Consider the following 19,719-nt stretch of genomic DNA (forward strand, 5'->3'; position numbering starts at 1 on the left):
ACTCAGTTCCCTCCCGTTCGTCGAGAGTGGGTAATCGGTATCTCCAGTCGTTCCGCTATGCGCACGAGATCGGCGAGGGACGCCGCCATCATTTTCTGCATCACGTTCCTTCTATGGATCTGCAGCGTGACTTCGCTGATCCCCAACTCAGCCGCGGCCTGTTTGTTGAGTAGGCCACTCACGACGAGCGGCAGCACCTCGCGCTCGCGTGGCGTGAGCTCTAGATAGCGTTGCCTCAACATGGTGAGTTCGGCCCGCTCTGATCGCTTTTCCCGATCCTGGGCGATCGCCGTCTGGATTGCGGCCATGAGGTCCGCGTCGCGAAAAGGCTTTGTCAGGAAGTCCACGGCACCATGCTTGATCGCGCGCACCGAGGATGGGATGTCGCCGTGCCCTGTTATGAAGACGATCGGCGGATGATCTCCTTCGGCGATCTGCCTCTGCAGATCGAGGCCGTTGATGTCCGGCAATTCCACATCGAGGATGAGACAGGCGGGGACGTCCGGCTTGTCCGCCAGGACATAGTCGCCGGCCGATCCGAACGCGATGGCGCGCATACCATGCGACTCCAGAAGCTCACCAAGCGCTTCACGGATACGGACGTCGTCATCGACGATGAAGACGATGTGATTGTGGGTCGTCATGCTGCCGCCTTCATTTCGACCGGCATCGTGAAGACGAACGTCGTTCCGTGCGGCTCGTTCTTCTCCACCCACAACCGTCCGCCGTGCGACTCGACGATGGAACGGCAGATCGCGAGCCCCATGCCCATGCCGTGCTCTTTCGTCGTAAAGAACGGCTCGAATATTCGGTCAGGAAATTCTATGCCCGGGCCGCAATCGCTGATTTCGATCTGGATCGCGTCCCCTATCCGGCGCGCGCGAAGTGCAAGAACCCTGTCGCCCGCAACAGAGTCCATCGTATCCATGCCATTGCGGATGAGGTTCACCAAAACCTGCTGGATCTGCACCCGATCGAGCGCGACAATGGGAAGGTCGCTTTCGACATCGATGTCCATACGAACTCGACGCCGCACCGCCTCTTCAGCGATGAGGTCGCGCGCCTCCGCGATAACGCTGCCGAGCGTTGTGTAGGCCATCGCGTCCGCAGACCGCTTGAACAAGGCGCGGATGCGGCTGACGACATCCGCCGCCGAGTTGGCATCCCGGATAATGCGCTCCACCGTCTTCTGCGCCCGCTCGATATTTGGCGGTTTGGCCGTGAGCCAGCGCTGGCAGGCGTACGAGTTGGCGACAACAGCCGCCAGAGGCTGGTTCACCTCATGCGCGATTGAGGCCGAAAGCTCGGCAAGACTCGCCGCCTGGCTCGCACGTGCAAGTCTCTCTTGCGCCAGACGCAGCTCTTCATGCGCTCGAACTTCACCATCGATGTCCAGACAGACGACGTTCCACTGAACAATCGCACCTTCAGCGTTGCGCATCGGTGCCGCGCGCGTATCGACCCAGCAATATTCGCCATCGAAGCGCCGCAGACGGTGCCTCCGCGCATACGGTTCGCCAGTGGCCAAAGAATGGGCATAGTTCGCTTTGACGCCCGCCAGGTCGTCAGGATGAACACCGTCGTCGAGTGTGCCGGCCAGGCGGGATTTTCCCTTGCCGTCCAATGACTCCAACTCATATCCGAGGAATTCGCGGAGCTGACGGCTGCGATATATCGGTTCGCCGTTCGGCGCGGCGCAATCGATCATTACCGGCAGCGTTTCAACCAGCTGCCACAGCGAACGTTCTCTCTCGCGCAGCGCCACCTGCGCGGTAACCAAATCGTGGATGTCGACACAAGCGCCGTACCACTGGACGATGCCGCCGAACTCGTCGCGAAGCGGCTCCGCGCGTGCGTCGGTCCACCGGTAGCCACCATCTGACCGCCGCTGTCGATAGGTCCTTGCGAAGGCGGTACCAGTCTCGAACGAGCGCGCGAGCGCCTGCTCTACCACCGGCCTGTCATCCGGATGTACATCCGCCAGGGATCGCGACCCGTCCGGCGCGGTCAAGTCTTCCAGGGTGATGCCAACCGTATCCATGAGCGGCTTGTTAATGTAGGACGGCGTTCCTTCGGGCGTTGTGCTCCAGATGAGAGCGGGCACGGCGTCGATTAACTGCCGCAGCTCCCGCTCCCGGTCGCGCAGCGCCTCGTGCGCGCGCATCTCGTCTTCGATGTCGATTGAAGCCATATACCATTGCACGATCGTGCCATCGGCATCCCGTAACGGTTGCGCGCGCGCTTCTATCCAGCGGTAGGCGCCATCCTTCTCGCGACGACGAAACCGGTTCACGAAAGGCTGGCCGGTCGCAAAGCCATTCGATGCCCTCCGGAACATTGTCGGAAAGTCTTCAGGGTGGGCCAGGTCCCGAGCCAGGGCGTCGAAGTCCTCGATGTGCGTGGGTGGCGAACCGACCTTCTCCAGATATCGCTTGCTGGTGTAGGTGATCTTACCTGAAGGGCCGAAGCTCAGGATATTCAGGGGCACGGCGTCAATCATCTGTTCCAGCTGGCGTTTGCTGCTCCGCAGCGCTTCCTCGGCCCGCACCTGATCATCGATGTCGTGTGACAACCCGTACCACTGTACGACGGATCCCTCCTCGTTCCGCATCGGCTCCGCACGGCTCGACATCCAGCGATAGACGCCATCCGCGCGACGCAGGCGATAGTTCAGCGAGAAGCTCTCGCCGGTGATCAAGGAGTGATTAAGCGCTGCTTCCAGCTTGGCCGTATCTTCGGGATGTGCGACAGCCGCTATGGCAGCTGTCCGACCATTTCCTCCCGCACTCCGGTATTCTCCCACGTCGAGACCGAGAAACTCGACCATTCGCTTGCTGAAGAAGACCGGCTCGCCCGACGCAGACAGGCGCCAGAGGAAGCTCGGCACCATATCGACAAGTTGCGAGAGCTCGCGTTCGCGGAGACGCAGCGCTTCCTGGGCGCGCATCTCATCGTCGATATCGATGGAAATTGCATACCATTGTACGATCGCGCCGCTATGGTCACGAAGCGGCTCCCAGCGACCATCCACCCAGCGGTAGGCGCCGTCCGCTCGACGCATGCGATACTTCATCGAGTGGGGCTCGCCGGTAGCCAAGGAATGATGGAGCCTTTCCAAAAGGCGGGCGCCATCTTCCGGATGGACGAGAGACTGTATGGCTGCCGCCATCCGGCTCATTCCCGGCCGGTCCAACTGCGCCACGTCGTTCAGTCCGAAGAAGTCGAGCAAGCGTTTATTGAAGAAGATCGGCTCACCTTGGGGTGTCAGACGCCTGATCTGGACCGGGACCATGTCGACGAGCTGAGAAAGTTCCCGCTCCCGGCCACGCAGCGCCGCCACGGTCTTTTTGTAGACGTCATTGTCGAGTGCAATGCCATACCATCCCACGACACGACCGCGGCTGTCGTGTGCTGGCCGCGCGGCTGCTCGAGCCCAGACATAGATGCCGCTCGCGCGCCGAAAGCGAAACTCGACATTGAAGTGATCGCCTGTCTCCAGGCAGTGGCGCCATGTGGCTGCGATCTGCTCATAGTCGTCCGGATGAAGCAGCCGCTTCCAGGCGGTATGCCCCTCGTCCAAAGACGCGTTCAGTTCCTCCAACGTCACCCCAAGAGAATTCTGTGCAAACGGGTGCAGGTAAATCCATCTGCCGGCCACGTCGAATGCCCATCCGTTCCCGAATATGCTCTCGACGACCTTCGCCGATCGAATTGGTTCAGCCTCGCCTTCTACCGACGGGTCCAATCCTGCCGGGGCGAGTGGCTCCCTATCCGTCACCAGATCGTCGATGTCGACACTCACACTGTAGCCTGGTTCTGACCGCGTCTCGTTCCAGCGATAACTACCGTCGGCCTGGAGTTGCCGATGTCTCGTCACCTGTGGAACGCCCGTCCAGAAGGCGCGGGCGGCAGCGTGAGCTGCGGCAGTCCGGTCATCCGGATGGACAAGGCTCAGCGAATGCGGAGCATCGGAAACGGCTTTGCTTTCGAGCGCGTCACTGATGACGTCCGCGAATTGTTCCTTGGCCGCGGACGGGACATCACCGTCAATCAGCGCACCATACCATGCAACGATGCGACCTGTGCTGTCGCGCAGCGGCTGCCCCGAGCTCCTGCTCCAACCGTAAGCACCGCTAGCGCGCAATATGCGATGCCCCATATTGTAATGGTCACCTGTTTGCAGGCATCGACGCCACATTGTGACGGCGGCGTCGTAATCGTCGGGATGGATTAGGCGCTTCCAACCGACCGTGCCGTCGTCCGAAGGCGAATTGAGTTCCTCTAGCGTTGTGCCGAGAAGCGTCAGCGCGCTTGACGTCACGTAGGTGAAATTGCCCGAGGCGTCCGTCGCCCACGCGTTGCCGACCACGCCTTCGATGATCCGAGCGGCTCGCAATGCTTCGGAGTCGATTTCGCCAATGGACCTAAACGCTGTCGTCATTGTCTTCTCCTCCCGGGATAAAAGAAAGCCGGAGACCGTCAGCGCCTTGTGTAGCACTCATCCTTGGATCTGGGTGGCGATTTGGCTTGCCAGCTTAACCGGCTATGCCCTCGGCCGCACCTCATGGAAATCCATAAGCTGTGGCCGACCCTGCGTTGTGGATAAGGCTGTTAGACCGCCCGAGTGAGGGTTCAAGCAGTCAGGGTGAAGAGACGCTGACAGTAAGTAGCGAGCCTTGTCTTAGCGGGTCGCCACTCGCCGGCAAAAGATGCCGTTCAGGACACGTCGGTCCTTTATTTCGATGCCCCGCAACCTATCCCGTGGTGTGGCTTGCCCTCTCCCTCGACACAATCGACCGCAAACACGCCTGGATGTACGTCGTCGATGCCGCGTGTAAGCGGCGGTCAGCAGGAGATAAACATGATGCTAGACAAAACCTCACACCCCCAAAAAACGGGATCAGAAGAGCTGGTTCCGTCTCGCTATGCGGTGCGAGTCGGCGAGATCGAAGTGCTGGTGGTCAGCGATGGGGTGCTACCGCTTCCAACCAACATGTTGGGATACAACGCCGACCCTGCCGTGCATGCGGCCTGGCTGAAGGACATGTTCCTGCCGCCGGACGCTTTCGACTGGGCGTTGAACGCGGTCGTGGTGCGCAGCGGCGGGCAGACCATACTCATCGATGCTGGGCTAGGATTGGACCCGGAGTTGAACTTGCCGCGGGCCGGGCAGTTGATCAAGCGACTGGAGGCAGCCGGCATCGATCTTGGATCCGTGACCGACATGGTGCTTACCCACATGCACATGGACCACGTTGGCGGCCTGCTCGTGGATGGGGTGAAAGAGCGGCTGCGTCCGGACCTGCGGATCCACGTGGCGGCCGCCGAGGTCAAGTTCTGGGAGTCGCCCGATTTCTCCCACGTCTCCATGCCGCCAGGGTTCCCGGACGCGCTTCGTGCAACCGCCAAGCGGTTCAGGAAAGAGTACGAGAGCAAGCTGCACCTGTTCGATGAGGAATACGAGGTGGCGCCGGGCGTGGTCGTCTCTCGAACGGGCGGTCACACTCCTGGGCATAGCATAGTGCGCGTCGCGTCCGGCAAAGACCGACTGATGTTTGCTGGCGACGCCGTGTTCGCGGTCGGTTTCGAACATCCCGACTGGTACAACGGCTTCGAGCACGACCCCGAGGAGGCAGCTCGGGTTCGGGCGCGACTTTTGCGGGAGCTGGCGGAGACCGGAGAGCTGCTGGTGGCCACTCACATGCCGTTCCCCTCGGTAGGCCATGTGGCGGTCGACGGCGACGTCTTTCGTTGGGTGCCGGTCTTCTGGGATTACTGACCGTTTGTTGGGGTAGGCCTAACCAGGGCGCGTACTCACAGCATTGGTGGGTTCGCGCCTGGTTTTTCCGCAACCTCGGGCATTCGCATCACCTTTTGCAGCTCCCGTCCTTGCGTCGGCTTCCGCCATGACGCTTGCGATCTGAACGTCTGCTTTTTGCCTTCTACGCCAGAACTCGCCAATCCGCTTGCGGCCCAACGCCGTCACCAGACCATTCCACAATCAGAGGCCGACTGGGGTTCTCGTAATTTTTCGTACCTTCTGCATTGCGGCCTCCGCTCGAATTGTGCGTGCACAACAAGGACGCCGGGCGTCTCGATCCGCAATGGTGCAAACGTGATCGAAGTTCCATTCTGGGGATGGGTCGTCAGAGGACTACCGCCAATACTCCTTGCAACCGAGTTCGTCTGTTGACCGGACTTCGCAAGCAGGCTCACAGGCTCAAAAATCCTGTCCCCGCAACCATCCTACTTGCAACGCTAAACGTCCATCGCCGTACAGCGACCGACCCCATGCCGGCAAACACCAACACGAACGGGCTGTTGCTATATGTGTCGCCGCCGGCCTTGAGTTGCGTCACCAGGTTCGCGGTCGTGATGCAAGGTCAGCTTCTCAACCAAATAGCCCGAAAGCCGACAGTCCGTTTGCGGCCCCTTTGGTCAACAAGCAATCATCGCCGCTTTCTTGTGGCTTAAGGGAAGATACCGGTCGCATTGAAACTAGTCCTCCTGATCCGTGGGTTCGCCAGACCATAAGAGAGCATACGAAGGAAATGGGTTGGCGAACCAGCCGCTAACGTATTGTTTTCCCGTCGAAAACGATGACCCTCCGGGCCCACCATTCAGTCTGCCAGTTCTGGCGCGTTTTCGACCATCTCAGAATAGTGTCGACATTTCCGTAGGTTACCGGCGCACTTGCGGCAACGCTTGGCTGAGACAACCCCGTCTGGGCCTAGAATGCCTCGATTTCGGACCTTCGTCTCTGCAGCCCCATTTGCGTAGCCAACTGTTTGGAAAAGCGATGCTCGGGCGATGGTCGGAATCAGAAGCCGAGGAGGGCAGATTGATCGGACCATGCGAGGGGAAGGCGGGACAGGCGCGACAGCCCATGGGCTGTGAGTTCGACTGGCTGGATGCCGGCGATAATCTTCGACACGATCTTCGGCGAGAGAAACGCCAGCGGCAGCAGCCTGCTCACCTCAGAGACGGTGGTCGCGTTCAAGCTGGCGATCTCCGTCAGGCTTCGACCCGAGCCATCGGTGAGTTGATGGAGATAAAGCTGAGAGCGATAGACCACGTCGATCAACGCTGCATCCGGCTCCGAGCCGTTGGACGAGGGATCGGTTAGTACGATGCGCATCTCTACGCCGCGTCGCTTGATTTCAAATGGGCATGTGATCGACAGCGTTTCAGCGCCGCCGTCGGATGGCAAAGCCCTATCGAGCAGATGTTCGGATAGTGCCCGGCAATCAATGTCGACGGTCAATGCCTTCTGACCAAGTGCGATGCGGCGAGCGAGTTTCTGAAAAAGCGATCGCTTAGCGTCGGCAGTCTCGAAGCTCCAGGCAGTCCTGACTTCAGCCGCGCGGCTCATCGCGTATTGATCTCGCCGGGACCTCCCCAACGCCGAATCAAATCAGCGATTTGGCTGTGATCGCTGAGAATACGATTCAGCTGAAGCTCAACGACTGATTCAACTGCATCGGCAGGAAGACGCCATCCGTCGGAGCTGCGGCGCCGCTGATCAACAAACTGTTTTGAGACATAGTAGCGATAGCGAACGACTCGCTTGTTGGCATGCACCGATCGAAGTTTCTCGCCATGTTCGTCAAAGAGAAGTCCGGTGAGAAGGTGCGGCTGAGTGACGTTCGATTTGCTCCTCCGGCGTGGTGCTTGAGACGCCAGGAGCGCCAGCGCCTCTTCGAACACCGGGCCTGCGATGATCGGCTCGTGCTCGCCGTCGTGGACCTGGTCCTTGTGCTTGATCTTGCCTATGTAGATGGGATTCGAGAGCAGGTGATAAAGATTGCCGCGGCCGAACGGCATCGTCACAGCAAGGGTCCCATCCTGGCGCTCGCGGGTGCGCGTCGTGAGACTGTCCCGCGCCGCTTTCGTCAGCAAGGTCGCGCACTGACTTCAGCACAAGGTAGCGCTTGAAGAGATGCCGAACGATCTTCGCCTCGCCGTCGTCGATGACTAGCTTGCGATGCTCCACGCGATAGCCGAGCGGCACGACACCGCCCATCCACATGCCCTTCTTCTTCGATGCCGCGATTTTGTCGCGGATGCGCTCGGCTGTGACCTCGCGCTCGAACTGCGCAAAGGACAGAAGCACGTTTAGCGTCAGCCTGCCCATCGATGTGGTGGTGTTGAACTGCTGGGTCACAGAGACGAATGACGCCGAGCTGGCATCGAAGATCTCGACGATCTTCGAAAAGTCCATCAGCGAGCGGGTGAGGCGGTCGATCTTATAGACGACCACTACATCAATCTTTTTGTCGCGAATGTCTTGAAGCAGCCGCTGCAGAGCGGGGCGCTCCATCGTTCCACCTGAGATGCCACCATCGTCATAACGATCAGGGACGAGCTTCCAGCCAAGGCCGACCTGTGAGGTAATGAACGCCACACAGGCCTCGCGCTGGGCGTCGAGCGAGTTGAATTCCTGATCGAGGCCTTCCTCGCTCGATTTACGAGTGTAGACCGCGCAGCGCAGGCGACGTGTCGCGTTGCTGCTCATAAGCCAAAGAACCTCGGACCGGACCAATGCGCGCCGGTGATCTTGCGCGCGATCGACGATAGCGAGGGATAACCTTGGCCTCAAAGACGAAGCCATCCTCGAGCACGTCGACGATGTGGGTCTTGCCTTTCCAGTCACGGACCAACCGTGCGCCTGGCAAAACTTGTTTGCGCTTTGGAGCGGCAGTCACCTTGATGTCGTCAGTGCCAACGCTAGGTTGCCTGTCACGGTCGGCGACCTTCTTCTCGACCCGGTCTATGGCGGACCTGAGCATGCGACGCGTCTCGGTGGAAAATCCACCGAGACGTTTTGCCTGAAGATGCCAGGCTGCTGCCCTGATCAGAAGCTCACGCCTGACACCTTTCGGTGGCGAGCATCTGTAGATCTTCTCCCATTGGGCTGCGAGATCCTCGCGGGAGAGGTCGCCCAAGGCGGCGACCTCTGTTTCGATGTTGAGCTTTGCCCGCATCACGCTCGGGCGCCCTTCGCGCTGTCATCGATGCGGTAGCGGCGAACGCCATCTTTGCCGACATCGCTGATGAGGTTCAGGCCAAGCTTCTTCTTGACCACCGCCGACAAGAAGCCCCGCACCGAGTGTGCCTCCTAAGGGCGACGCCGCTTCGGGGCCGAGAACAGACCGGCAGCTTCGGTCTACGACACTTCACGAGCGGACAGTTAGATTGGGCGTGCGCATCGTCGCGGTGTGACCGTTGCTGACCATCGTAGGCGCTTTGCGTCCAAAGCAATTCGGCGAGTGACGCGTGGCGAGCCTATCGCCCGCGTACTCCGCCAGTGGGCCCGAAGCACGGCCTGATTGACGAATTCCCCCGGCGGCTCCAGATTGGGATACAAGGTGTGCCGCTGGGACGCACGATAGCGGCGTGGGCGGGATATATGAGCGAAGCGAGCGACGGCAAGCGGCCCCATCGTCCCTGGCATGGTCTTGCCGCCCGGGCGATGATAGGTCTTGTCGCTCTCGCTCTAATGGTCGGTGCGATCAGCGTCATCGCTGTCCAATCCTTCAACGAATTGCGGCAAAGCTTCGACTCGGTGGCCGACGTCCAAGTCGAGGCCATCCAGACCGCCGCCGAGCTGCGGCAGCGCGCCCAAGCAATCACACGCCTGGCGCCATCGCTGTACGCAAAAGGGCTGGAGCAGGATGCCTTGCTCAACTTCTCGCTCCTCAGTTTCAAGGAGCAGTCAAAACTTCAGGAGCTGACCGGCAAACTCAAGTCGCAGACAAGCAAGGACCTCTCGGAGATTGAAGAGACGACGGCGGGACTGTTCCGGAATCTCGATACGCTTGCCACCACACTCTACGACCGTGCTGCAACCGAAGATGCGTTGGAGGGGTTGCTCCAGCGTATCTTTCGCATCGCCGTATCTGGAAAGGCCGACGGCGTCCTAGCCCTGCATGGTGCCCTCACGAATGAGGTGACTGCGACGGCCCTTGGGCTTGCTACGGCGGGCAAACCTGAAGAGCTGCAGACTATGGCGAATGAACTGCGGCCAAGGATTTCCTTGCTGGCTACGGCAGACCCCAATTTGGCAAGGCAGTTTGAAGAGGCCTTGCTGGGCCCCCGGGGCGTGGTGGAACTGAAGGGCAGACTATTCCGCTTGTTCGATGATATTCGCGGCCAGTTGGCTGACAACGAGCTTTTCTCCGGCAAGCTGGTTGCGGCCGCCGACGTCATTTCTCAAGAGATTGCTCAAGATGTTGACCATCAACGCAGCGCACTTGACGGCCGGCTGACGGCGCGTGCCCGGGTCCTCTCGTTGATTGCCGTCCTGGCGGTGGTTGGAGCCATACTCATTGCTGGTTACTTGCAGGCGTCGGTCGTCGGCCGCATTCGCAAGTTGAGCCTCGCCATGCTGGAAACGAGCCCTCCTGCGAAATTGGAGACGCTAACAAAAGGCAACGACGAGATATCGGATCTAGCTCGGGCCTTTGTCTATTATGCGCAGGAAATCAATCGGCGCGTGAAGGAGCTCGCTATTCTCAATTCCGTCGGCGAGGCGATGGCGAAGACGCTCAATGTGGAGACAGTAACCCGCATTGTGGGAGACAAGCTGCGCGAAATATTCAGCGTTGAAGTCGCAGAAATCCTTTTACACGATGACAAGTCCGATCTGATCACCGTCCCCTATGCTTATTACAATGGGTATCGACAGCCTGAGCCATTTGCGATGGGCGAGGGTCTGACCTCGAAAATCATCCTGTCCGGCGAACCGCTCGTTATCGGCTCAAACGATCGCGCCGATGAGTTGGGCGCTCTTGCGCCGACGGAAGAGGACGAAACGGAATCCTATCTGGGCGTTCCGATCATCGCAGCCGACAAGACTCTGGGCGTCGTCAGCGTGCAAAGTTACGAGAAGAACGCCTTCAATGAAGCTCAAATGCATTTGCTGCAGGGGCTCTCAACCAGCATGGGCGTTGCGATTGCCAACGCGCGCCTTTTCGATGAGACCCAACGCCTTCTCAAGGAGACAGAGGATCGGGCCGCGGAACTGGCTATTCTAAATAGCGTAAGTGAATCGATGGCGAAATCGTTGAATCTTGAGACTATCGTTCGCCTCGTGGGAGACAAGGTTCGTGAAATCTTCGGAACTGAGGTGGCAGAAATACTATTGCATGATGATGCGTCGAACCTAATACGTGTTCCATTCGCATACTATAGAGATAAATATGTGTCTATTGATCCATTTCCGATGGGCATAGGAGTAACTTCTAAGGTAATAATAACAGGCAAACCCTTGGTTTTTCGTACCTCAGCGGAGGGAAGGGAGTTAGGCGCATATTTCCCAAAAGAAGAAGACAGAACTGCCTCTTATATTGGCGTGCCAATCAGCGCCGGTAACAAGACTATAGGCGTCCTCAGCGTACAGAGTTATCAGGCCAGCGCCTTCAATAATGGTCATTTGCGCCTGTTGCAGACGCTGGCGTCCAATATGGGCGTGGCCATCGCCAATGCCCGCCTGTTCGACGAAACTCAGCGCTTGCTCAAGGAAACCGAGGATCGGGCAGCCGAGCTGGGTGCGATCAGCAAGGTCAGCGAGGCGCTCATCGCGGAAGCCGAATTCGATAGCACCATCCGGCTGATCGGCAACCAGATGCGCGATATTTTTCAGGCCGACATCGTGTATGTGGCGCTGCTCGACCCGAAAACCAACCTCATTCATTTTCCTTACCAATTCGGCGAGTCTTTCACCACTCTCACCCTCGGCGAAGGTCTGACAAGCAAGATCATCGAGACCGGCGAGCCGCTGCTCATCAACCAGGACGTAAACGAGCGCAGCGTCGAAATCGGAGCGACTCCCGTCGGCAGGGATGCCCTTTCCTATCTGGGCGTTCCGATCAAGACAGGGCTTGGCACCATGGGTGTGATCAGCGTGCAAAGCACAGCGCGGGAGGGCATGTTCAACGACAACTCGCTTCGCTTGCTTTCGACTATCGCCGCCAATGCAGGTGCTGCGCTTCATAACGCACAGCTGTTCACCGAGCTCAAGCAGCTGTCGCTAGCGCTACAGCAGGCCAAGGAAGCCGCCGAGGCCGCCAATGAGGCCAAGAGCACCTTCCTAGCTACCATGAGCCACGAAATCCGCACGCCCATGAACGGCGTTATCGGCATGAGCAACTTGCTGCTCTCCACCAAGCTCGACCAGGAGCAACGGGAAATCGGCGAGACGATCAACAGCAGCGCAGAGGCACTTCTGACGATCATCAATGACATACTGGACTTCTCAAAGGTTGAAGCCGGCAAGCTGGAGCTTGATCCCAAGCCGTTTGAACTGCGCGAATGCCTTGAGAGTGCGATTGACCTGATCGCCCCAAAAACAGCGGAGAAGGGGCTGGACTTGGGGTATGTGGTGGAACCCGGAACCCCCGAAGGAATTGTCGCGGACAATACCAGGTTGCGGCAAGTTCTAATCAATCTCCTCAACAATGCCGTCAAGTTCACCGACCGGGGAGAAATTGTACTTTCAGCAATGAAGGTTTCACTCGGAGCCGCAGAGACGGGTGGGTCACAAAGCCAAGATCAGGCGGCCCCGTGCATGTTGCAGTTCGCGGTGCGGGACACGGGGATCGGCATACCCAAGGATCGAATGGACCGCTTGTTCAAGTCGTTCAGCCAGGTCGATGCATCGACGACCCGGCGCTACGGCGGGACCGGACTTGGCCTCGCGATCAGCAAGCGCCTCGTAGAACTCATGGGAGGCGAGGTGTGGGTGGAAAGCGTCGAGGGCACGGGCACAACCTTCTTCTTCACGATCCGCGCTCCAACTGCCCCGGCTCCCAAACGGGCTCAGATGTCGCTGGCCAAGGTTGAACTGACCGGCCGGAGACTGCTGTTTGTCGACGATAATGCAACGAACCGCCGCATAATGTCCCTGCAGGCGCAGGCCTGGGGCATGATTCCGTATGCAACCGGGTCCCCTTCTGACGCCATTCGCATGATTGCAGACGGCGAAACCTTTGATGTCATCGTGCTCGATATGAACATGCCCGATATGGACGGCATTGAACTGGCGAGGGGAATACGCGCACTCGGTGACAAAGGCAGCATTCCGCTGGTGTTGCTGAGCTCAATGGTACCCATCTCCGAACAGAAGAAGATGGAGATGGAAGGAGTCAACTTCGCGGCGATGCTTTCCAAGCCGATCAAGCCATCGCCTCTTCTTAATGCTTTCATGGCGGTCTTTGCCGGGGCTCCCACGCGCTTCGCCAAACCCGATCAGCCGAAGAGTCCTGTTCTTGACAGCGCGATGGCAGCCAAGTTTCCGCTTCGCATCCTGCTGGTTGATGACAACGCCACCAATCGAAAGCTGGGCTTCAAGGTGCTCGAGCGACTAGGTTACAGGGCGGAGCTGGCGGGAGACGGACAGTCGGCAATTTCCTCATATGCCGAAGGGCGGCATGACATCATTCTGATGGACATCGAGATGCCGGATATGGATGGCGTCGAGGCGACAAGGCTGATCCGTGCATCCGGTTCCCGCGAGCAACGCCAACCTTACATCGTAGCTCTCACTGCCAATGCGATGGCGGGCGACCGCGAGCGATATCTGGATGCAGGGATGGATGATTACCTCAGCAAGCCATTGCGCGTCGAGGAGCTCGTGGCATCACTCAAAAGAGCGGTATTGGTCAGCGGACAACGCTCCAACAACTTGTCTAATGGACCTGGCGAAACCGGGTGAATCCCCGGAAGACCAATCAAAAAGGAACGAGATCGTGTCGATGCTGTCGCGGATGTCAATTGCAACGGTTTCGTTGCTTCTCTTATGTGCATTGTCAATGCCCGGCTCTGCTGGCCCCGTCCTCGATCGAGTCAGGCAAAAAGCGGTTCTGGTGGTAGCGGTAGATCCGGCGTGGCCACCCTTCTCCTGGCGCAAGGATGACGGCAGCTTCGATGGATTTGATGTCGACGTCCTGACGGGAGTTGCACGGCGGCTTGGCGTCGAAGTCCGTTTTGAGGTGGCGGAATTTTCCGCCGTTATATCTGGAAGGTGGCAGGGCGCATGGGACGTCTCTCCGAGCGTAACCCCAACGAAACAGCGCGCGGAAAAACTGGACTTTCCTGCCGTTTATGCCTTCGGCCTTGGTTCGCTGGCGGTACATCGTGACAACACGACAATTCGAACGCCTGCCGACGCGAGCGGGAAGAGAATCGGAGCGGTGAGGTCCTCCGAATATGAAAAATATCTGACCCGCGAGCCATTCGATATCCTTGATATTCCGCCGATCAAATATCAGATTGACCGGCCTGTCGTCGTGCCGTTCGAGACAAGCGAAGGTGGCTACGAGTCGCTCGCAAAGGGCAATGGTGTAGAACTGGATGGCATTGTGGACTCGCTGTCCACACTCATGAGTGAGATCGGCAGGGGTCGTCCGATCAAGATTATCGGTCAGCCGCTGCTCTATACGCCGACCGCAATCGCCATTGAGAAGGGCGATCCAGAGTTCGCTGCCGAACTGAAGGGAGCCATCGATCGACTTCGGGAGGATGGAATGCTTGAGTCCATTTCTCTGAAGTGGTTCGGAATTGACACGACGGCGCGATGAGCCGCGCTCATCAGCGCCGCCGACGGCGATTGCTCGTCAGACATTCTCGACATTTGCTCAAGAGGCCGAGGGCCGTGTTGGCCTGCCCCGTGGATGCTCGACATGCGTGCCGAGCGAATATGCGCTATCGCTAAATTACGGCCGATGCGATACGATTGCTAGAGGATTCCAAAAGGTGATTGCCTTGACCGGGGCGGTAGCCGAGGCCGACCTACCTCGCAGACCCGGTGCATAAATACTCCAGGGGGGGGTGAACCCAGTGACACGGTTTCTCGTTGCAGTCGCCATTGCTTGGGCGGTTTTGTCGGTTCCACTCGCAGGGTTCAGCGTGGCGGGTGAGGCACTTGACCGCATCCGAGCAACGGGGATTCTCCGCGCTCCGTTTCCAGACATCTGGCCTCCGGCCGTCATCCAGCAGCCAAATGGTGAAATCGACGGGTATGATGTGGAGGTATTGCGAGAGATCGGCCGCCGCATAGGTGCCAAAGTCGAATACGTCAAAAACTCAGACGGCTCCGTCATCACGTGGAAGGAGCAAACCTCCGGCCAGTGGCAGGGCAAGTACGACATAGTCGTAGGTGGCATGTCGCCTACTGCAGAGCGAGCCGAACATCTCTCGTTTCCTGCCATTTACCGGTATGGAATGGGTGTCCTTGCTGTCAATCAGAGCAACAGCCAAATCAAGACCCCGGCCGATGCCAGTGGAAAGCGGATTGGCGTGCTGAAGGCTTCGGTTCACGAAAAGTACTTGGAGAGAGAAGACTTCGGTATTCTTGGAATGCCGCCGATCACGTACCCAATAGGCGATCCTGTAATCGTCGAGTTTGATCACGAGGAAGGCGCGTATGACGCTGTCTCGGACGGGAAGATAGATGGTACGATAAACACCCTTCCAGTCATTCTTGAGTTAATCAAGCAGGGAAGGCCCATAAAAATTGTCGGCCAACCGTTGTATAGAGCACCCTCATGTATCGCCATTGTGCCGGGCGACGAGGAATTTGGCACGCTGGTGAAGAAGACTATCGATGAAATGCGCTCCGACGGTACTCTGATGGAACTTTCACTGAAGTGGTATCAATACGATATGATAACTCCCTGAACGGCTAGGGTTTGCCGAATACTTCTACGATGGAGGTGAGAATGCATCCTGTGAAGCGCCTTCTTATTGCCATCGCAATTGCCTGGGCGGCCTTATCGGTTCCACTTGCGGACCACAGCCTGGCAGGTGAGGTGCTCGACCACATCCGGTCGACCGGAATCCTGCGTTCTCCAGCCCCGGACATCTGGCCGCCACAGGTCATCAAGAACGAGAAGGGCGAATATGACGGGTTCGACGTCGAGGTATTGCGTGAGGTCGCACGGCGGATGGGAGTCAAGGTCGAATACGTGACCAACCCGGATGGTTCCATCATAACGTGGGATGAACAGGTCTCGGGGAATTGGCAGGGGAAATACGACATTGTCGTTGGCGGGATGACACCGACCAAGAAACGCGCCGAGCACATCGCTTTCCCGGCAACATATCATTATGGCATCGGCGTGCTGGCCGTTCATCGGGATAATACGACGATCCGTACGCCGGCCGATGCAAGCCGCAAGCGGATAGGGGCGCTGGCCGGTTCGCAATACGAGAACTACCTGAAGAAGGTGCCGCCTGGGATCGTTGGAGTCCCTGATTTCATCTACAAAATCGACGATCCGGTGATCGTTTCATATGAACATGAAGAGGACGTGTACGCCGCCTTGGAGAAGGGCGACGGAGCCGAGATCGACGGGTTGGTTAATCTCCTCCCGGCAGTCATGGCGCTTATCAAGGAGGGCAAGCCGTTCAAGATAGTCGGCCAGCCGCTCTATCGCGTGCCCCATGGCGTGGCGATCTTGCCGGGCGACAATGAGTTCGCGGCACTCATCAAGAAGACCGTTGACGAAATGCATGCCGATGGAACCCTGAAAACAATCTCCATGAAGTGGTACGATTTCGATCTCACTTCCCACGAATAGTGGAGTTGGGGTGATTGCGAGGCAGTACGGGCCCGTTGACAATCGGGCGAGGGTCATACCAGACTCACCCCGCAAGCGCCCGCATCAACTTTACAAGTGGCGCTGCGCTTCGGGGATGTTTTGGCAATCGACAGGCGAGCACTGGACAAGCTGCGGGAACTCGTCGGTGGCGAAGAATCCGACGTGGTCGAACTCGTCAGCTCGTTCCTCGACGAGGGACCGTCGATCATGGAGACCCTGGCAAAATCCGGGTCGACCTCCGATTTGCCCGCGACGCGCCGGGCCGCGCACTCCATGAAATCCAATGCAAGAGACATGGGAGCAACCGAGCTAGCCGAAGTCTGCGCCGGTATCGAAGCCCGATGCGCGAAGGGTGAGCCGCCCGACGTGGTAGATATCGAGAACGCGAGACGCGCTTTCAACTCGGCGGTGGCGGAGCTTCAAGACATTTTTCACCTTGGGGATAGTTATGAGCAGCTTCGGTAGGATTCTCGTTGTCGACGACTCCGCGATGGTGAGGATCAAGCTGAAGAAAGCGGTCGAGACCCTCGGTCACGAAGCGGTGGCAGTGGAGAGCGGTGCGGCCGCTCTCGATCAGACCGCTGGCGCTCCGTTCGACCTCGTACTGCTTGATATCATGATGCCGGAAATGGACGGCTTCGAGGTGCTCAAAAGGCTGAAGTCGTCAGCTAAGACACGGGACCTGCCGGTCATCGTCATTTCCGCGCTCGACGAGGAGATGAACAGCGTCGTCCATGCCATCGAGCTCGGCGCCGAGGACTTCTTGCCCAAGGACTTCGAACTCGCCCTTCTCAAGGCGCGGGTTGCTACCTGCATCGAAAAGAAGAGGCTTCGCGACATCGAGAAGGAGTATCTGCGCCAAGTCACCAAGTTGACAAGGGCAGCTGCGACCCTGGAGTCAGGGCGGTTCAACCCCTCAAAGCTGGGCATCCAGGACGTGGCAAGCCGGACGGATGGTCTGGGCAAGCTCGCCACTGTGTTTTCGACGATGGCCCAGAAGGTTTACGAGCGCGAACGCAAGTTGCGACAGAACATCCGCACCTTCCGTGGGGGCCTGCTGCTGTTGGCGTGCGGCGGCCTGTGGGGCCTAGTCGTGCCGCTCTCGAAGATGGCCTCGATCATTGAGGCGCATCCAGTGGGATTGGCCTTGCTCATCGATACTATCGGCGCTGCCGTCTGCATCGGCATCAGCGTGAACCGCAAGACCATGCCGAATTTGAAGGGCCTCACACGCACTGACTGGATCTTCATCCTGCTCCTCTCGCTTATCAGCTCCGTGATAAATCAGGTGCTGGTTTACTGGATGGCCAGCAGGCTTCCCGCCTTCATTGTCTCTATCGTCATTGTCCTTGAGGGTTTCGTCGTTTTTCTGTTCGCGGCGGTTATGCGGACCGAGGCGCCAAATGTTAAGCGTTTCCTCGGATTGGGCCTTGGCCTCGCCGGTATCGTCATCATTCTGATTTATGGTCAGCCGGCGGACATGACCGCCAGCTGGCTCTGGATTGCGATTGCGATGGTCATCCCCGTCACCTACGCGACCGAAGATATATTTTTGGCTGAGCGGAGGCCTGCTGCGATCGACAGCGTCGCTTTGTTCGGGATCACCCTTGTCGTTTCCGTGGCGCTGCTCATCCCGATTGCGGCCTATTACGATGATTTCATCCCGCTTGATCTGTTAACGGGACGCCTCGGCGTCATCGTGGTTCTGATGGCCGTGGCTGCCAATCTGGCAATGCTGCTCTTTATGGTCCTTATCTCGACAACAGGTGCAGTTTTCGCCAGCCAGAGCGCTTATGCCGTAACAGCGGCGGGCATCGGCTGGAGCATGCTGTTGCTCGGTGAAGCAATACCAATACTGACCTGGGCGTCCTTGGCGCTGATCATTGTCGGACTGATCATGGTGGAGCCGAAGCAGGAAGCCGAAGAAGAACCGCCGCTACTGGACGATACAATAGAGGATCTGGTCCCGCGCCTTGACCCACTACCGGCAGCCACGGAACAATCGCGGCCGATGCCGGTATAGTCCAGCGAGCGGCGCAGGGTGGCACCACGCCACCGAGATGTGTTCTCGCCTTTTCTCGAGAGCGGCTAAGGCGGCTTGCGACCATCACTGGGGCCAGCGAAAAGTCGGGAAGTGGCGCGACCGCGACCTCCAGGGTGGTCGCCGGCAGTGTCCGCTATAAGGCGGTGGCAAGCGTGACTTCAACGTCCCACATGGGGCGCGTTTCAGACATTCAGTCTGATGACATTGAGCGAATGGCAGCTTTGCGCCCCGATTTCAGACGTTTAGGCCTTCCTGGTCGTTTCCCGAAAGCAGACGGTTTATTCATGCCGGGATGAACTCCGTTTTGAGCTAATTCGTTACACGTGAGTACCACGAGGTCCCCTGAGTTCATTCTCACGAAACTCGAGGAACGCACCTTCTGCGGGGCGAGGTCCAGCCGGGAGCACCGCGAGCGCTCCTACCGGATCCAGCGAATAGCCCCGCCAGAGCCGGACCAGTTAGAGGTGATCATAGCAATGCCAAGACCGTTGATTGCGCTTGGAAGCCTGCCGCGGCCCCGATCCCGTGGTCACACGACCGGAGACGTCGAAGGTTGCTTCTCCTTTCAGAACGTCGACCGGCGCGGTCGATTTGCGAGGAGCCGCAATGCACCATGACTCGTTAGGTCGGCCGGTGTTTAGGTCCGGCGGCGGCGGGTTACTTGCTGAACACCTTGGCTGGATCGGCATCGACACTGAACTCATGGATTGTGCCGCTCTCGTCTGTTACGCGGAACCAGTGCTCCTGCAGCGCGCGCGGCGAGATGACTTTGCCGGTTACATCTTCCACTGCCTGTAGTGCGTTGTCAGCATCAGCCTCATTTGTAGAGACGACATCTTCGCCGAAGAGTTCGTCTACGCGGTAGCGAGCCATCATCGTACCCCAAGGCGCTTCGCCTCTGCCTCAAGGGTCTCGCGGTCGTTGCCATGCTTGGCGATCAACTCGCGCACTTGAGGGATCGAAAGCCCAAACTTGCTGGCGAAATAGCCAACTTCGTATTCTTCATCACCCGAGACACGGTCCCGGTCACGGAAATCCGTTTTGCTTTTGTCGTCTGCCATGTGTCTGTCCTCC

15 protein-coding genes and 2 pseudogenes are annotated in these 19,719 nt (G+C 58.6%); 7 read left to right on the forward strand and 10 right to left on the reverse strand.

Annotation, left to right across the window (positions count from 1 at the left end; genetic code table 11):
* Positions 1-2: 2 nt before the first annotated feature.
* Together EJ068_RS20320 and EJ068_RS20325 are read right to left on the reverse strand one after the other, a co-directional pair.
* The gene (locus EJ068_RS20320; RefSeq protein WP_128314465.1) at positions 3-644 is read right to left on the reverse strand and encodes a response regulator; all 642 of its coding nucleotides are present in this window, start codon (positions 642-644) and stop codon (positions 3-5) included.
* Positions 641-4,441 carry a PAS domain-containing protein gene (locus EJ068_RS20325; protein WP_128314466.1) on the reverse strand — a complete coding sequence of 1,267 codons (3,801 nt, stop codon included), beginning with the start codon at positions 4,439-4,441 and terminating at the stop codon, positions 641-643. Before EJ068_RS20325 ends, EJ068_RS20320 begins: the two co-directional genes overlap by 4 nt.
* A gap of 420 nt (positions 4,442-4,861) precedes the next feature.
* On the opposite strand from EJ068_RS20325, the gene EJ068_RS20330 reads away from it, so the two are divergent.
* Positions 4,862-5,779 (forward strand): MBL fold metallo-hydrolase, encoded by a 918-nt coding sequence (locus EJ068_RS20330; RefSeq protein ID WP_245463167.1) that lies wholly within the window; start codon positions 4,862-4,864, stop codon positions 5,777-5,779.
* 1,041 nt (positions 5,780-6,820) lie between these two features.
* On the opposite strand, the gene EJ068_RS33385 is transcribed toward EJ068_RS20330, so the two are convergent.
* The 6 genes and pseudogenes from EJ068_RS33385 to EJ068_RS20345 form a co-directional block, all read right to left on the reverse strand.
* Positions 6,821-7,372, reverse strand: a complete 552-nt coding sequence (locus EJ068_RS33385; RefSeq protein WP_245463168.1) for a hypothetical protein — start codon at positions 7,370-7,372, stop codon at positions 6,821-6,823.
* Complete coding sequence (locus EJ068_RS33860) at positions 7,369-7,824, reverse strand: hypothetical protein (RefSeq protein WP_348527540.1); 456 nt, start codon at positions 7,822-7,824, stop codon at positions 7,369-7,371. The genes EJ068_RS33385 and EJ068_RS33860 overlap by 4 nt, the downstream gene beginning before the upstream one ends.
* A gap of 259 nt (positions 7,825-8,083) precedes the next feature.
* A pseudogene (locus EJ068_RS33865) lies at positions 8,084-8,515 on the reverse strand (recombinase family protein); the annotation flags it as partial.
* Positions 8,512-8,568 carry a hypothetical protein gene (locus tag EJ068_RS33870; RefSeq protein WP_348628714.1) on the reverse strand — a complete coding sequence of 19 codons (57 nt, stop codon included), beginning with the start codon at positions 8,566-8,568 and terminating at the stop codon, positions 8,512-8,514. The pseudogene EJ068_RS33865 and the gene EJ068_RS33870, both read right to left, overlap by 4 nt.
* A gap of 80 nt (positions 8,569-8,648) precedes the next feature.
* Positions 8,649-8,984, reverse strand: a pseudogene (locus tag EJ068_RS20340) (DUF2924 domain-containing protein); the annotation flags it as partial.
* Positions 8,984-9,106, reverse strand: a complete 123-nt coding sequence (locus EJ068_RS20345; protein ID WP_127249902.1) for a hypothetical protein — start codon at positions 9,104-9,106, stop codon at positions 8,984-8,986. The gene EJ068_RS20345 and the pseudogene EJ068_RS20340, both read right to left, overlap by 1 nt.
* Positions 9,107-9,409: 303 nt before the next feature.
* Here EJ068_RS20345 and EJ068_RS20350 point away from each other — a divergent pair, with 303 nt between their 5' ends.
* The 6 genes from EJ068_RS20350 (at position 9,410) to EJ068_RS20375 (ending at position 18,624) form a co-directional block, all read left to right on the forward strand.
* Positions 9,410-13,714, forward strand: a complete 4,305-nt coding sequence (locus EJ068_RS20350; protein WP_127249901.1) for a GAF domain-containing protein — start codon at positions 9,410-9,412, stop codon at positions 13,712-13,714.
* Positions 13,715-13,754: 40 nt separating this feature from the next.
* Positions 13,755-14,579: a transporter substrate-binding domain-containing protein gene (locus EJ068_RS20355; protein ID WP_245463481.1), complete on the forward strand. Its 825-nt coding sequence runs from the start codon at positions 13,755-13,757 to the stop codon at positions 14,577-14,579.
* Between the two features lie 259 nt (positions 14,580-14,838).
* On the forward strand, positions 14,839-15,678 hold the full coding sequence (locus EJ068_RS20360) for a transporter substrate-binding domain-containing protein (RefSeq protein ID WP_189341883.1): 840 nt from the start codon (positions 14,839-14,841) through the stop codon (positions 15,676-15,678).
* A 41-nt stretch (positions 15,679-15,719) separates the two neighbouring features.
* The gene (locus EJ068_RS20365; RefSeq protein ID WP_189341884.1) at positions 15,720-16,580 is read left to right on the forward strand and encodes a transporter substrate-binding domain-containing protein; all 861 of its coding nucleotides are present in this window, start codon (positions 15,720-15,722) and stop codon (positions 16,578-16,580) included.
* 96 nt (positions 16,581-16,676) lie between these two features.
* Positions 16,677-17,066 (forward strand): Hpt domain-containing protein, encoded by a 390-nt coding sequence (locus EJ068_RS20370; RefSeq protein ID WP_126079523.1) that lies wholly within the window; start codon positions 16,677-16,679, stop codon positions 17,064-17,066.
* Positions 17,050-18,624 (forward strand): response regulator, encoded by a 1,575-nt coding sequence (locus EJ068_RS20375; RefSeq protein ID WP_127249897.1) that lies wholly within the window; start codon positions 17,050-17,052, stop codon positions 18,622-18,624. The genes EJ068_RS20370 and EJ068_RS20375 overlap by 17 nt, the downstream gene beginning before the upstream one ends.
* A gap of 678 nt (positions 18,625-19,302) precedes the next feature.
* Here the strand turns inward: EJ068_RS20375 and EJ068_RS20380 are convergent.
* A complete protein-coding gene (locus EJ068_RS20380; RefSeq protein ID WP_127256691.1) occupies positions 19,303-19,521 on the reverse strand; it encodes a hypothetical protein in 219 nt (72 codons plus the stop codon).
* Entirely contained in the window at positions 19,518-19,706 is a 189-nt protein-coding gene (locus tag EJ068_RS20385) for a DUF3606 domain-containing protein (RefSeq protein WP_126079520.1), read from the reverse strand. Before EJ068_RS20385 ends, EJ068_RS20380 begins: the two co-directional genes overlap by 4 nt.
* Between the last annotated feature and the right edge of the window lie 13 nt (positions 19,707-19,719).

The organism is Mesorhizobium sp. M2A.F.Ca.ET.043.02.1.1, assembly GCF_003952405.1.
Lineage (GTDB): Bacteria > Pseudomonadota > Alphaproteobacteria > Rhizobiales > Rhizobiaceae > Mesorhizobium.